Here is a 14364-nt window from a genome sequence, read left to right on the forward strand (position 1 = left end):
ATCGGGTGGTCGTGGACGGCATGCACGGAGGCGCCGCCCCCGTGCTCGACGATCCGGCCGTCCTCGAATCGGCGGGTGCTCATCGGGCCCCCTCGATCACGACGGGTCCGAGCAGGCCGGTCGGCTCCTGCGCGGCCCATGCCGAGAAGAAGTCGGGCTGCTCCTTCGCGAGTGTGTTCACGACCTCGACGACGAGCTCGTCGTCGCCCGTGAGGACGCCCGCCGGCACGTCGTAGCGGTAGGGCGGCGCGACCCGCACTCCGAGATCGGCCCCGTTCACGAACACCTGCGCGACCTCGTGAGCCTCGCCGAGGTCGATCACAGCGGGCGCGGATGGCGTATGCCCGAGGACGCGGGTCGTGTAGCGGATGGTCCCGCTGAAGCGGGGCAGGAGCCCCGGCCGGTCGAGCGGGACGAGGTCGTCGATGCTCCGCCACGCCTCGAAGGCGGGGTAGGCGAGAGCCGAGGCCGTCTCGATGCGCCAGGGCCCCGGGACGGGCGATGGCGTGGCGCGCTCGCGCAGCGGCGCGACGGGCATCCCGGCCCACGCGGCGGGATCGCCCACGATGAGGAGCGCGGTCTCCCCCGGGGCGAGCGTCACGTCGATCGCGACCTCGTCCGCTCCGCCCTCGTGAACAACCGCGCGGAGCGCCCCCGTCCACGGGTCGACGGAGACCGCCTCGCCGCCGCGCGGAACCGCGACGCGCACCGGGAGCGCGGCGCGGACGCCCTCGTTCATGAGCATGACGACATCGGCGGCGCCCTGGTCGACACGATGCACGCGGAGCTCGGGGGCAGGCGCGGCGACGCGCACGGCGCGCGCGGTGCGCTCGGCGACGGCGGCCGCGAGCCCCGCCTGCGCGACGGGCGCGAAGGCGCTCTGCAGAAGGCGCGTGTCACCGTCCGCGACCGCCGGCACCTCGTCGACGAAGAGCACAGGGAGACCGTCCTGCGCGAGTCGCTGCAGTGTCCGCGCCGTCGAATCGGGCAGCTGCGCGCTGCCCGGGACGACGAGCACGTCGTAGGCCTCCTCATGGACCCGCAGCGCGCCATCCGCGACGACCGCATCGTGGAGCGCGTCGGCGGGCACGATGTCGGCGTCGATCTGCGCCTCCGCGAGCAGGCGGACGGGGCGCTCCGCCGGCATCGCCCGCCCGAGCCAGTCGGCCTCGGCGGGGTAGAGCACCGCGGCGGGCGCGATGTGCCGCCCGCCCGAGAGCAGGTGGCTCACCCGGTTCGTGTACGCGCTCAGCACCGCCTGGTGGCGGTACTGGGGATTCCGTCCGCGCGCGAAGAAGTGCGGCGGGCAGTCGAGGTCGGGGTACTCGGCCGGGGAGTACGCGTGCGGCACGATGTGCGTCACGCCGCGGACGAGGAGGTGCGACGTCACCCACGCCTGATGCCGCAGGCCGAACGACCAGCCGTACGCGCCGAATGCCTCGCACATCGAGCGACCGCGCTTGAGCGGGTCGATGTGCGCGGCCGACGACGCGAGCTTCGCGAGACCGAACTGGAAGAACTCGCCGTCGCCCGAGCCGGCCATGTTCGCAAGCGGCCCTCGGCCGAACCCCGGCACGACCTGCGCGCCGATGACGTCCACGCCCGCCATGTCCTGCCCGGCCATCGCGCGGAAGTAGTGGCCGGCGCCGGGGCCGAGTCGCATGTGCGCGCCGTTGTCCTCGACGACGTGGCCGATGTGCTCGACGCCGTGCGCACGGCACCACTCCCCGACGGGCCGCGCGAAGCTGCGCTCGTAGAGGCGCGTGAGGGCGTCCATGTACGCCAGGCGCGTCCGTGTCGCCCCATCGCCGTCCCACCACAGCAGGGGCGCGGCGAGCGGATCGAGGCCCAGGTCGGGGTGCCACGGCAGGACGACGCCCGGCTTGCCGACCGTCGAGGTGAAGTCGAACGTCTCGCGGTCGTTGTAGAACCCGGGCTCGTCGGTGAAGAAGCCCGCGATGACGCCCCCGAAGTCGTCGGCGTACCGCGCGTGGATGGCCTCGTGCACGGTGTCGAGGAGCAGGCGCGTCGCATCGGCGTCGATGTAGGAGAGGTGGTCGCGATGCCGCTCGCTCGCCCCGTCGGACACGACCGACACGAAGAACACGCGCCAGTGCCCTTCCGGCACGTCCCAGAAGACGCGGCCGTCGGCGATGCGCTCGGTGAGGTCGATCGGCTCTCCGATGAGCGCCTCGCCGCCCTCCTCGCGCCGGTAGGCGACGACGCGGACGAGCTGGCCTGGATCCCACCCCGCCTCGGGGCCGAAGAACTTCCGCCGGTCGACGATGAACGACGCTCCGCGGGCGGGCCCGACCGCGTCGGTGTGCCGCTCGGCGAGGAACCGGCGGCGCCGCTCGGCGGGCGCGCCTTCGAGGGCGCCCGCCGCATGGCCGGTCGGGAACGTGTCGTCGTCGAAGAACCAGACCCTGAGCCCGCGCTCGCGCGCCACCTCGAGCACGGCGTCGACGTCGCGCCACCATCCGTCGCCCAGGAACTCCGGGTGCGGCCGCGCCTCGAGGATGACCGCGCCGATCCCCGCGTCGGCGATGCGGTGCGCCTCCTCGACGATCGTCTCGACCGGGCCCCCCTTCTGCCAGAACAGCGGCATGATCGCGTTCGGGACGACGCCGTCGACGACGTCGCGGAGCTGCGGGAGCGTCATCCCTTGAGACCGCCCGCGAAGCCCTGGATGAATTTCTTCTGCGCGACGAGGTAGAACGCGAGGATCGGGATCATCGAGACGAGCACGATCGCGAAGATCTTGTTCCACTGCGACACGAGCGATCCGATGAAGTAGTACATCGCGACCGGCAGGGTCTGCGCGTCGGATCCGCCGAGGAAGATGAGCGCGGTCATGAAGTCGTTCCACACGATGAGACCCGTGAGGATGGCGACCGTGCCGGTCGCGGGGGCCATGAGCGGGAGCACGATCCGGAAGAAGATCTGCGTCCGGGTGGCGCCGTCGATCGCGGCGGCCTCCTCGTACTCCGTGCCGAGGCCGCGGAAGAACCCCGCGTAGAGGAAGATCGCGAGCGGCAGCATCATCCCCGTGTAGAGGATGATCATCCCCCACAGCGAGCCGGTGAGCCCGATCGCGCGCGCCCCGATGTACAGGGGCACGGTGCCGAGCTGCGCGGGCAGGATGATCGCGATGAGGAAGAGGTAGTAGGCGCCCTTCGTCCACCGCTGCGTCGAGCGCATGATGACGTACCCCGTCAGCGAGCCGAGCAGCACGAGGCCGAGAATCGCGCCGAGGGTGAGGACGACCGAGTTCACGAGCCCGGCGAGGATGTTGCCCTGCCCCTGCGCGGCGAACAGGTCGACGAAGTTGGCGAGCTGCGGCGCCTCGGGGAGCGCGAGCGGCGAGGACCGGAAGACCTCCTCGTCGGTCTTCAGCGCGGTGGAGACGAGGAAGAAGAACGGCAGCAGGAACACGAGCGCGAGCACCCAGATGAGCACCTCGCGGACCGCGGTGAGCTTCGTGTAGCGGAACATGTCAGTCCTCCTTCTCCTGCGTCACGCGCTGCTGGATGATCGCGAAGACGAGGATGATCGCGGTGAGCACGAGGGCGAGCGCGGCGCCGTACCCGAACTGGCCGAGCGAGAACGCCTGCTTGTAGACCTCGGTCGCGAGGGTCTCGGTGGCGCCGGCGGGGCCTCCGCCGGTGAGCGCCATGATCTGGTCGAAGATGCGGAGGCCGTTCACGAGGCCGAGCGTGGTCGCGATCGCGACGGCGGGGCGGATGGCCGGGAGCGTCACGTGCCAGAACCGCTGCCAGAGCGTGGTTCCGTCGATCGTCGCGGCTTCCTCGATCTCGACCGGGACCCCCGCGAGGCCCGCGGCGTAGATGACCATCGAGAAGCCGGTCTGCTGCCAGACGATCACGATGAGGATGGTCCAGATCGCGAACGTCGGGTCGCCGAGCCACGCGCGGGCGAGGTCGCCCATCCCGATCGCCGTGAGGAACGCGTTGAGCGGTCCGTTGAAGTCGAAGATGAACTTCCAGATGTAGGCGACGGCGAGCGGGCTCAGCACCACGGGCATGAAGAAGAGCGTGCGGAGGATGTACCGCGTCTTGAGCAGCCGGTTGAGGGCGACAGCGAGCGCCAGGCCCAGGACGTTGGTGAGGATCACCGAGCCGAACGCCAGGAAGAGGGTGTTCCCCAGCGCGAGCATCTTCGAGGGGTCGCCGAAGATGCGCTCGAAGTTCGCGAAGCCGACGAACTCGAACGAGCCGAGGCCCGTCCAGTCCGTGAAGGCGAAGAAGCCGCCCGCGATCGTCGCGGCGTAGTGGATGCCGAGCACCATGAGGATGCCCGGAAGGGCCCACCACCAGTGCCCGAACGTCAGCAGGCCGGGGCGGCGGGGCCGCGCCTTCGGGCGCAGCCCCCGCCGCTTGCCGCTTCGGGGGACGACGACGGCCTCCGTCGCCGATTCGTCGGCTGTGTCGTGCTGCAGCATCGCGGTCATCGTCCTGTCCCTCGCGTCCGGTCGGGTCACTCGCCCCAGGCCGTGTCCATCTCGGTGAGCACCTGCTCGACCGTCTTCTGACCGGTGAGGAGACCCTGCACGCCGGCGCCGAGGGCGTCGTACACGGCGGGGTTCGACCAGTCGGAGTTCGGCAGCGGCACGAAGTCGCCCGCCGCGAGCATGTCGGCCAGCGGCTCGAACGCCGTGCCCGTGAAGTCCATCTCGGCGTAGCCCGTGATCGGGAGCGTGCCCGACTCCTCGGCGACCGTCTCCGCCTGCGCGGGCTCGGCCATCCACTCGAGGAACGCCTTCGCCGCGTCCTTGTTCTTCGACGACGCCGGGATCGAGTACGAGTAGGTCGAGCTGGCGTAGCCGAAGACGCCGTCGGCCGCGTCTGCGGGCGGGAACGTCTGCGCGACGAAGGCCGCCTCGCCGCCCGCGGCCTCGCCGAGGTCGCGCGTGACGCCGCTCGGGCCGAACATCGCGCTCGACGTGCCCTGGACGAGTCCGTTCGTGATGGCGTCGAAGCCCGCGCCCTCGACACCGGGCTGGAAGCACCCCGCATCCTTCATGTCGACGATCGCCTGGAGCGTCTGCTGCCATCCCTCGCTGTCGGCGAAGGTGACCTCGCCGTCGGCGCGCTGCGTGTTCCAGTCGGGGTCCTCGGCGTACACGCGCGTCGCGGCGACCGCCTGCGCCATCATGCCCGCGTTGGGCGGGATCGAGCCGGCCACGACGAAGTACGAGCCGCCCGCCTGGGCCGCCGTCTCGCACGCGTCGAGCACGCCCTGCCAGTCGGCCGGGTACTCCGTGATGCCGGCGGCCTCGGCGGCCGTCTGGTTCACGACGACGCCCGCGGGCGCGATGTTCAGCGGCTGCCCGTACACGGCGCCGTCGACGACGAACTGGTGCTCCGAGCCGTCCGGGATGAGGCTCGTCGCCGTCTCGCCGAGCGGCTCGAGGAGCCCGGCCTCTGCGAGCGGGACGATGCTGAAGGACTGGCCGTTGCCGGGAGCGGAGAGGAAGATGTCGGAGGCGTTGCCGCCCTGCAGCTGGGTCCGGATCGTCGTGTTGTAGCTCTCGCCGGGCAGCTTGTCGATCGTGATCTCGACGTCGGGGTTCTCCTCCATGTACTGCTCAGCGAGGATCTCGTACGGGGTCTTCGCCTCGTTCGAGACGGGGAACGCGAGCGAGAAGCTCTGGCCGTCTCCCGCGCCGCCGCCGGCGGAGGTCGAGCAGCTCGCGAGCACAAGCGCTCCGATCGCCGCGGTTCCTGCGAGGGCGCCTGCCCGGATGATGCGACGCTGCTGTGTCATGTCGTTGCCCTTCTGACGTCGTCGTCGAGTGCTGCGGCTCCCGCCCAGGTGCGGGGCCCTCTTCAGTATCGACCACCTAGGTCGAAAACACACATAACTAATTTCGATATCCGACATAAGCCGGTGCGGACAGGGGATCGGCGGGCGCTTCCGCCCGCCGATCCCCTGTCCCAGGTCAGTCGCCCCAGGCCGCGTCCATGTCGGCGAGGACGGCGTCGACCGTCTTCTGGCCCGTGAGCAGGCCCTGCACGCCGCTCGAGAGCTTCTCGTAGACCTCGCCCTTCCAGAACGCGTTCGGGAGCCCCGCGTAGTAGCCGGACTGCAGGAGATCCGCCACGGGCTCGTAGATCGTGCCCGTGAGGTCGAGGCCCTCGATGCCGGAGACGGGGAGCTCGCCGGAGAGCTCGGAGAAGCGCTCCGCCTGCTCGGGCTGCGCGAGCCACTCGAGGAACGCGGCCGCCGCCTCCTTGTTCTCCGACGCCGCGTTGATCGAGATCGTGTAGTTCGAGCTCGCAATGAGGTACGGGTCGCCGCCGTCAGCGGGCGGGAAGGGCTGGATGGCCCACTCCACGTCGGGCGCGGCACGGCCGATCTCGACGGCCGACCCCGACGGGATGAAGCTCCCGAGCGAGGTGCCCTGCGCGAGGCCGTTCGTGATGGCGTCGAAGCCGGCACCCTCGGCGCCGGGCTGGAAGCACCCGGCGTCCTTCATGTCGAGGATCGTCTGCAGCACGTCGTGCCATCCGTCGCTCTCGGCGAAGGTCACCTCGCCTGCGGCGCGCTGGTCGTTCCAGTCGGGCGTCTCGGCGTACACGCGCGTCGCGGCGATCGCCTGGGCCGTGAGGCCCGCGTTGGGCGCGGCGGCGCCCGCGAGCACGACGAGCGACGCGCCGTTCTCGGCGACCTCGCCACAGGAGGCGAGCAGCTCGTCCGTCGTCGCGGGGAAGTCGTCGAGCCCCGCCTCCGCGGCGGCGGACATGTTCACGACGAGCGTCGAGAGGGTGAAGTCCATGGGCTGCCCGTAGACCTCCCCGTCCACCGTGAAGAGCGCGTCGGCGCCCTCGGGCACGAGACCGGCCGCGGTTTCGCCGAGCGGCTCGAGGAAGCCGGCCTCGGCGAGCGGGACGACGCTGCGGGGGTCGCCCGATCCGGGGGTGGTCTGGATGACGTCGGGGGCGTTGCCGGCCTGCAGCTGCGTGCGGAGCGTCTCGCCGTAGCTGTCGTTCGGGAGCGGGTTCGTCGTGATGGTGACGCCGTCGTGCGCCTCCATGTACTCGTTCGCGAGGGTCTCGTAGGGGCTCTCGAGGTTGTTCGAGGTGGCGTACATGAAGCTGAACTCGACGGACTCTCCCCCGTCGTCGCCTCCGTCGCCCGAGCCATCCGAGCCGCCCGCGCATCCTGCGAGGAGGATGAGGCCCGCGGCGGGGATGGCGATCGCGGCGAGCCGCCGCGTGGTGCGCTGTGTCATGATCTGGCCTTTCTGACATCGTCGTCGGAAGTGCAGGGACAGGAGCTCGGGTGCTCCTGTCCACAGCATGACCGCGTTACGTCAGAAAGTCACATAAGTGTTTCCGATGCGGGTTATCACCCGCGTGGAAGCCGCCCGTGCTCAGTCGGGCTGCCCGCGCTCAGGCGGGCTGCCCGGTGCGCATGCTCGCGCGGATGAGGTCGTGCTGGCGCCGCACGAGGGCGAGCGGGTCGACCTCCCCGAGCTCGGCGAACGCGTGGCCCTCCCACTCGCTCGACCAGAAGCCGCGGTAGCCGCCCTCCACGAACACGCGCACGAGCTCGGGGTAGTCGATCGCGGGCTCCTGACCGGCTTCGTCGATGTCGTAGAACTTGGCGTGCACGTGCAGGATCTGCGGCATGATGTCGGCCCACTCGCGCGGGTCGACGTGGCCGTGCATGTTGAAGGCCAGGTGGGCGAACGAGCCGAGCCGGCCCGGGTCGAAGTCGCGACCGCGCAGGTACGCGATGAACTCCTCCTGCCGTGCGCGCATGGGCTCATCCGTCGCCCAGATCTCCTGCAGCCGCGTGACGGCCTCGTCGTCAAGGCCCGCGCGCCGCACGGCGCGCAGCAGCGTCGGCGACATCGCCCGCATCGTCGCCGAGAAGTCGGCGACGAAGCCCAGCAGGGGCGAGTCGAGCTCGGCGTAGAGGTCGCGGATGCGCAGCACCTCGGGGGCGTTCGGCCCGGAGGGCGCGTGGATCTCGTACGCGAGACGGAGGTCGAGCTCCTCGGCCACGGGCAGCAGCCGACGCAGCAGGTCGGGCTTGGCCGACTGGATGCGCACGAGCGGGAAGCCGAGGCGCTTCGCGCCGCGGAAGAGCAGCTCGGTGACCTCGAACTCCTCATCGGGCGTCATGTCGCGGTCGCGTCGACGCCCCATGTCGAGGTTCGCGCCGAACGAGCTCGCCTCGAAGCCGTGCCGGTCGAACGCCGCGCGCCACGCGCGCTCGAACTCCTCCGACACCCGCGGGTAGGTCGGCACCATCTGCGATGCGACGATCTCGATGCCCGGCCCGATGCCGAGCTCGGCGACGCGATCGAGCAGGCCGTCGAAGTCGTACCAGCCGGCCCGGAACTCCGCGCTCGCGGAGTACAGCGTCAGGCCGAGACGGAACGGGTCGTCATCGGATCGCTCGGGCGCCGGCGGCACCTCGAGCTCGAGGCCGACGGGCGCGGCGTCGCGGTCGGTGGCCGTGAGCGTCAGCTCATGGTGCACGACGTTCGGCACGTACAGCCCGGGGCCGCCGTCCTGCCCCGGCGCGATCTGCATGTAGGGCAGGCGCAGCTCGCCGTGCAGCACGATCTCGTGCGTCTCGCCGAGAGCGATCGGCGCCGCGCGGCGGACGATGAGAAGCGGATGGTCCTGCAGATACCAGAGGACGTCGCTCTGCTGCGGGAGGTCGGCGATCGCGTAGCGCGTGCCGTTCAGCTCGAAGGTGAGATCGCTCTCGGGAACCTGCTCGCCGTCGACCGTGAGGGCGATGCTCGTGACGGAGGACAGCCAGAGGCTCCGGTACCACGGGATGGTGAGCTGGAGCGCCGCTCCGTCGGGGTGGACGCGGAGGCTCGCGGCATCGAGCAGACCGTTGGGCATGGCGACTCCTTCGTCGGCGGATTCGTATACGCCGAGAGTAGACCTACTTTCGCCGCTTTTCAACATAAGCCCGACGGAGCACACGACGGCGCCGCCCCGGAACCCCGGAGCGGCGCCGTGCCGGATGCGTCTACTGGTTGCTGAACGCGGCGTCGAACGACGCCTCGGGGAGCTTCCACAGCAGCGAGCGGATGTAGCCGACCGCCTCGGCTGCCCCGTGCAGTCGGTCCATCCCGGCGTCCTCCCACTCGATCGAGATCGGGCCGTCGTAGCCGATCGCGGCGAGCGCGCGGAACGCGTCCTCCCACGGGATGTCGCCGTGCCCGGTCGAGACGAAATCCCACCCTCGCCGCGGGTCGCCCCAGGCGAGGTGCGACCCGAGGATGCCCTGCCGACCGGATGCCCTGCGGATCCGCGTGTCCTTGCAGTCGACGTGGTAGATCCGGTCGGCGAAGTCCGTGATGAACGCGACCGTGTCGACGCCCTGCCACGCCATGTGCGACGGGTCCCAGTTGAACCCGAAGGCCTCGCGCCGGTCGATGGCCTCGAGGGTCCGGACGCTCGTCCAGTAGTCGTACGCGATCTCGGAGGGGTGCACCTCGTGCGCGAACCGGACGCCCTCGGCGTCGAACACGTCGAGGATCGGGTTCCACCGGTTCGCGAAGTCCTCGTAGCCCGCGTCGATGACGTCGGCGGGAACGGGCGGGAACATCGCGACGTAGGGCCAGATCTTCGATCCCGTGAAGCCGACGACCGTGTCGACGCCGAGCTTGCGCGCGACGCGGGCGGCACGCTTCATGTCCTCGGCCGCGCGCCGGCGCACGCCCTCGCCATCGCCATCCCCCCACACGTAGTCGCGCAGGATCGCCTGATGGCGGAAGTCGATCGGGTCGTCGCACACGGCCTGCCCGGCGAGGTGGTTCGAGATCGCCCACACCTTGAGCCCGTAGCGGTCCAGGATGTCGAGACGCGACTGCGCGTACGCGTCGTCCTCGTCGGCCCGCTGCAGATCGAGGTGGTCGCCCGACGCGGCGATCTCGAGGCCGTCGTAGCCCCACTCGGCCGCGCGGCGCGCGAGCTCCTCGAACGGCATGTCGGCCCACTGGCCGGTGAACAGCGTGACGGGATGCCGCGCCTCGGTCATGGATCCTCCTCCGGTCGTCATGCGTCGACCGGCGTCTCGACCCACGCGCCCGTGCGCGCCGACTCGACGACGGCCTCGGTCAGCTGCGCGGCGCGCAGGCCGTCGCGGAACGACGGCAGCCCCTCGGGCTCCGCCCCCGCGGTCGCGGCGTATGCGTCCGACACGAAGGCGTTGAACGCATCCTGATACCCCATCGGGTGACCCGAGGGGACGCGGCACAGGCGCGCGGCGTCGGGGGCGAGCAGGCCCTCCTCGCGCGGAAGCAGGAGCGAGCCGTCGCGCCGGCCGATCCACAGGTCCTCGGGGCGCTCCTGCTCGAAGCGGTAGGCCGCATCGCCCGTGTGGACCTCGAGCACGAGACCGTTCTTGCGACCGGCCGCCATCTGGCTGACGAGCGCCGTGCCGGGTGCCCCTCCCGAGAGCTGGAACAGGACGGCGGCGATGTCCTCGTTCGCGACCGGATGCCCGGCGCGCTCCTCGAAGACGGTGCGGGTGAGCGCGCTGAGCTTCACGACCCGCTCGCCCGTCACGAACTCGAGGAGGTCGAACAGGTGCGAGCCGATGTCGGCGAACGCGCGAGATGCGCCGCCCTCCGCGCCGGCTCGCCAGTTGCCGTCCTCGGCGCCCAGCAGCCAGTCCTGGAGGTACGCCGCGTCGATCGAGAGCACGGCCTCGCCGCTCTCGGCGATGCGGGCGCGCGCCTCGCGGACCATCGGGTGGTAGCGGTAGACGAACGGGACGGCGCCGACGAGACCCGAGCCGGCCTGCGCCTCCACGAGGCGGCGCGCGTCGGCCGAGGTCGTGGCGATCGGCTTCTCGCACACGACGTGCTTGCCTGCCGCGAGCGCCGCGAGCGTCTGCTCGGCGTGCTGCGCGTTCGGCGTGCACACGTGCACGACGTCGACGTCGTGGTCGTCGAGGAGCGCGTCGTAGCCCGAGAAGGCGTTCTCGATGTCGAGGTCGGCCGCGGCAGAGGAGGCCCGCTCGGCCGACGAGGAGCTGATGCCGCGCAGTCGGGCGCCGGCGGCCCGCGCGGCCCGGCTGTGCACGCGGGCCATGAACCCGCCGCCGACGAAGCCGGCTCCGATCTCAGAGCTCATAGGGCGTCCAGTCCGCGGGGATCGGCGCGGGGCGCTCGATCCGGCTCTCGACCGCGACCGTCTCGCCGGTCTCGATGGACCGCTCGATCGCGATCATCGTCTCGAGCACGTGCAGGCCGATCTCGCCCGACGCGCGGTGCGGGCGGTCCTCCCGGATGGCGCGCACCATGTCGATCACGCCCAGACCGCGGCCGCCCACGACGCCGTCGCTCTCGAGCTCCTCCCACTGCTGCTCGCGCGGGTCGCCGCCCGCGCGGATGATCCGCAGCGGCCCCTCGAACATGTTCGGGTCCGGGATCGAGAGGGTGCCCTCGGTGCCGGTGATCTCGACCACGCCCATGCGCATGAGGGGCGACTCCCAGCTGAAGATGCTCGAGCTCGTTCCGCCGCCTTCGAACTCGAGGTTCGCGTTGACGTGTGTCGGGACGAGCACCGGGAACTCCGCCCCCGCGCGGTCGCCCGCGATGACCGTGCGGGTGGGCGTGCTCGTGAGCCCGAAGGCCGAGGCCTTCGCGACCGAGCCGAACACGTTGACGAGCGTCGTCAGGTAGTACGGGCCCATGTCGAAGACCGGTCCGGCGCCGGGCAGGAAGAAGAAGTCGGGGTTCGGGTGCCACTTGTCGGGGCCGAGGCTCATCATCGCCGTCGACGCGCCGATCGGCTGGCCGATCTCGCCGCGCGCGATCGCCCGCAGCGCGCTCTGCACGCCGCGGCCGAGCACCGTGTCGGGGGCGATGCCCACGCGCAGGCCCTTCTCGGCGGCGCGCTTCACGAGGCCCTGACCCGAGGCGAAGTCGACCGCGATCGGCTTCTCGCTCCACACGTGCTTGCCGGCGTCGATCGCCGCGAGCGACACCTCGGCGTGCACCGCCGGGATCGTCAGGTTCACGACGAGCTCGACATCGGGGTGCGCGAGGATCTCGTCGGGCGAGCCCGACACCGGCACGCCGTGCTTCTCGGCCTGCGCCTTCGCGCGCACCGTGTCGATGTCGCCGACCGCGACGACCTCGACGTCGGGGAACTGCGCGAGGTGCTCGAGGTAGGTGTCGCTGATCATCCCCGCGCCGATGAATCCGACGCCGACGGGGTGGTGTCCGCTCACGGGACGCTCTCTTTCTCTCTGGTTCGGGATGGCGGCTGTCACGCGCCGAGCAGCGCGCGGGTTCCCGCGAGGCCCTGGGCGATGCCGTCGAAGATGTCGCCGCGGTACTCGTCGAACTCGACGACGAGCAGCTCGGCCGCAGGCGCGGCGGCGAGCACGGGCTGCCACGCGATCGCGCCCTGTCCCGCGGGCAGCTGGTCCTCGCGGTCCTTGCTCAGCGCGCCGTCGACGAGGGGCGCGTCCTTGATGTGGAGCTGGCGGACCCGGTCGCCGAGCGACGTGAGCAGAGCGGGCACGTCCGCACCGCCGACGGCGGCCCAGTACGCATCGACCTCGAGGCCGACGTCGGCCGGGAGGGCGCCGGCGAGGACCTCGAGGGCCGTCTCGCCGTCGAAGACGTTCTCCACCTCCCAGAAGTGGTTGTGGTAGCCGAACGCGAGGCCGTACGCCTTCGCCTTCTCGGCGTGCGCGGCGAGCTCGTCGGCGATGCGGAGCACCTCGTCGCGGCTCGTCCAGCGCTCGGGCGCGATGAACGGGTCGATGAGCGTCTTCACGCCGAGGGCCTGCGCGGCCTCGAAGAACTGCTCGGGCTCGCCGCTCGAGAGCACCGCGTGCGCGGTGGGAGCGGTGAGGCCGTGCGCGGCGAGGCCCGCCTCGAGCTGCGCGCGCCACTCGACGATGTTGAAGAGCTCGATCTGCTCGAAGCCGATCTCGGCCGCGCGGGCGAGCGCGGCGCCCGCATCCTCGGCCACCGCCTCTCGGATCGTGTACAGCTGGAGCGCGATGGCGGGGGCAGAGGTCATGTGACTCTTCTCTCGACGGTGAGGTCTCGGGGATGGCGCGCTCTCGCAGGCGCGTCCCCGACGGTATCAGGACTTCCGTCGATCAACAAGCAAAAGTTGCGTGTTCCCAGACAGAGGAGGAGGCGCCCGCCTCCCCCGCGGGCGCCTCCTCCTCGGCTCTTCCGGGCTCGACCCGTCAGGACTCGAAGGCGAGGTCGATGAACTCCTCGACGTTGTCCTTCGTCACGACGGGCGCGTCGAGCACGATCCGATACGGCACGCTCGGCGTGACGAGATCGCTCATCGTCTTCTCCTGCGCGACGAGACGCGCGAGCGCGATGCCGTCGGCCGCCTGCGTCGAGGGGTAGATGACCGTCGCCTTGATGACGCTGTCGTCCGCCTCGATCCGCTCCATCATGTTGACGCTGCCTGCGCCGCCCACGAGGAAGAACTCGTCGCGACCCGCGGCCTCGATCGCGGCCATCACGCCGACGCCCTGGTCGTCGTCGTGGTTCCAGATCGCGTCGATCTCGGGGTTCGCCGAGAGCAGCTGCGAGGCCGCCGCCTCGCCGCCGGCCACGGTGAAGTCGGCGGCCACGCGGGCCGACACCTCGAGACCGCAGTCCTCGAGGGCGTCGGCGAAGCCCTGCGACCGGTCCTGCGTGAGCGGGAGGGAGTCGATGCCCGCGATCTCGGCGACGACCGCGTCGCTCTGCCCCTCGAGCTCCTCGCAGATGTAGGTGCCGGCGCTCACGCCCATGCCGTAGTTGTCGCCGAGGATGGTGACGCGCGAGGCGAACGTGCTCGAGAACTCCCGGTCGACGTTGATGACCGGGATGCCCGCCTCCATGGCCTGGATCGCGACCTCGGTGAGCGCGGCGCCATCCGTCGGGAGCAGGACGATGGCGTCGACTCCCTCGTTGATGAACTGCTCGACCGCCGCGATCTGCTGACTCGCGTCGTTCGTGCCCTCGGCCTGCCGCAGCTCGACGTCGCCGAAGCTCTCAGCCGCGGCGAGCGCGCCGGAGTTGATCGCGCCCAGCCAGCCGTGATCGGCCTCCGGCCCCGACCATCCGATGACGACCGTGTCGCCCTCCTCGGCGTTCTCGTCGCTCGTCGTGCCCTGGTCGACGACGTCGCCCTCGCCCTCGTCGCCGTCGCTGGTGCACCCGGCGAGCAGGCCGATCGTCGCGAGTGCCGCCATCCCCGCGACCGCAGCGCGTCCTGCGCGCGTGCGCACTGTGCCCATGTCTCCTCCTTGAAACGTGATGCAGATGCGGTCAAGCTAACAGCCTTGCGGACGCCTGTACAGGTTCTGACTCATCGACAGCAGAAGCCCCGCGGT

Annotated in this window: 11 protein-coding genes; all 11 read right to left on the reverse strand. The window is 70.9% G+C overall.

Features of this window, described 5'->3' with window-relative positions:
• Positions 1–79: 79 nt before the first annotated feature.
• Complete coding sequence (locus M1D56_RS14815) at positions 80–2662, reverse strand: hypothetical protein (RefSeq protein WP_456284036.1); 2583 nt, start codon at positions 2660–2662, stop codon at positions 80–82.
• A complete protein-coding gene (locus M1D56_RS14820; RefSeq protein WP_271173004.1) occupies positions 2659–3495 on the reverse strand; it encodes a carbohydrate ABC transporter permease in 837 nt (278 codons plus the stop codon). The genes M1D56_RS14815 and M1D56_RS14820 overlap by 4 nt, the downstream gene beginning before the upstream one ends.
• A 1-nt stretch (position 3496) precedes the next feature.
• Complete coding sequence (locus M1D56_RS14825; protein WP_271173005.1) at positions 3497–4471, reverse strand: carbohydrate ABC transporter permease; 975 nt, start codon at positions 4469–4471, stop codon at positions 3497–3499.
• Between the two features lie 26 nt (positions 4472–4497).
• Complete coding sequence (locus M1D56_RS14830) at positions 4498–5787, reverse strand: ABC transporter substrate-binding protein (protein ID WP_456284037.1); 1290 nt, start codon at positions 5785–5787, stop codon at positions 4498–4500.
• Positions 5788–5962: 175 nt separating this feature from the next.
• A complete protein-coding gene (locus M1D56_RS14835) occupies positions 5963–7255 on the reverse strand; it encodes an ABC transporter substrate-binding protein (protein ID WP_456284038.1) in 1293 nt (430 codons plus the stop codon).
• A gap of 160 nt (positions 7256–7415) precedes the next feature.
• A complete protein-coding gene (locus M1D56_RS14840) occupies positions 7416–8891 on the reverse strand; it encodes a C-glycoside deglycosidase beta subunit domain-containing protein (protein WP_456284039.1) in 1476 nt (491 codons plus the stop codon).
• Positions 8892–9021: 130 nt separating this feature from the next.
• Positions 9022–10035 carry a sugar phosphate isomerase/epimerase family protein gene (locus tag M1D56_RS14845; protein ID WP_456284040.1) on the reverse strand — a complete coding sequence of 338 codons (1014 nt, stop codon included), beginning with the start codon at positions 10033–10035 and terminating at the stop codon, positions 9022–9024.
• 17 nt (positions 10036–10052) lie between these two features.
• Positions 10053–11135, reverse strand: a complete 1083-nt coding sequence (locus tag M1D56_RS14850; protein ID WP_324013656.1) for a Gfo/Idh/MocA family protein — start codon at positions 11133–11135, stop codon at positions 10053–10055.
• Positions 11125–12192 (reverse strand): Gfo/Idh/MocA family protein, encoded by a 1068-nt coding sequence (locus tag M1D56_RS14855; protein WP_456285245.1) that lies wholly within the window; start codon positions 12190–12192, stop codon positions 11125–11127. Before M1D56_RS14855 ends, M1D56_RS14850 begins: the two co-directional genes overlap by 11 nt.
• Positions 12193–12275: 83 nt before the next feature.
• The gene (locus M1D56_RS14860; RefSeq protein WP_271173012.1) at positions 12276–13040 is read right to left on the reverse strand and encodes a sugar phosphate isomerase/epimerase family protein; all 765 of its coding nucleotides are present in this window, start codon (positions 13038–13040) and stop codon (positions 12276–12278) included.
• A 175-nt stretch (positions 13041–13215) separates the two neighbouring features.
• A complete protein-coding gene (locus tag M1D56_RS14865; RefSeq protein WP_271173013.1) occupies positions 13216–14268 on the reverse strand; it encodes a substrate-binding domain-containing protein in 1053 nt (350 codons plus the stop codon).
• Positions 14269–14364 lie beyond the last annotated feature (96 nt).

This window comes from Microbacterium sp. JZ101 (genome assembly GCF_053903175.1).

Bases quoted from the DNA above. Each gene is read 5' to 3' on its own strand.
- M1D56_RS14845 (WP_456284040.1), bottom strand. From the start codon at position 10,035: ATGACCGAGGCGCGGCATCCCGTCACGCTGTTCACCGGCCAGTGGGCC.
- M1D56_RS14860 (WP_271173012.1), bottom strand. From the start codon at position 13,040: ATGACCTCTGCCCCCGCCATCGCGCTCCAGCTGTACACGATCCGAGAG.
- M1D56_RS14835 (WP_456284038.1), bottom strand. From the start codon at position 7,255: ATGACACAGCGCACCACGCGGCGGCTCGCCGCGATCGCCATCCCCGCC.
- M1D56_RS14865 (WP_271173013.1), bottom strand. From the start codon at position 14,268: ATGGGCACAGTGCGCACGCGCGCAGGACGCGCTGCGGTCGCGGGGATG.
- M1D56_RS14825 (WP_271173005.1), bottom strand. From the start codon at position 4,471: ATGACCGCGATGCTGCAGCACGACACAGCCGACGAATCGGCGACGGAG.
- M1D56_RS14840 (WP_456284039.1), bottom strand. From the start codon at position 8,891: ATGCCCAACGGTCTGCTCGATGCCGCGAGCCTCCGCGTCCACCCCGAC.
- M1D56_RS14855 (WP_456285245.1), bottom strand. From the start codon at position 12,192: ATGATCAGCGACACCTACCTCGAGCACCTCGCGCAGTTCCCCGACGTC.
- M1D56_RS14815 (WP_456284036.1), bottom strand. From the start codon at position 2,662: ATGACGCTCCCGCAGCTCCGCGACGTCGTCGACGGCGTCGTCCCGAAC.
- M1D56_RS14820 (WP_271173004.1), bottom strand. From the start codon at position 3,495: ATGTTCCGCTACACGAAGCTCACCGCGGTCCGCGAGGTGCTCATCTGG.
- M1D56_RS14850 (WP_324013656.1), bottom strand. From the start codon at position 11,135: ATGAGCTCTGAGATCGGAGCCGGCTTCGTCGGCGGCGGGTTCATGGCC.
- M1D56_RS14830 (WP_456284037.1), bottom strand. From the start codon at position 5,787: ATGACACAGCAGCGTCGCATCATCCGGGCAGGCGCCCTCGCAGGAACC.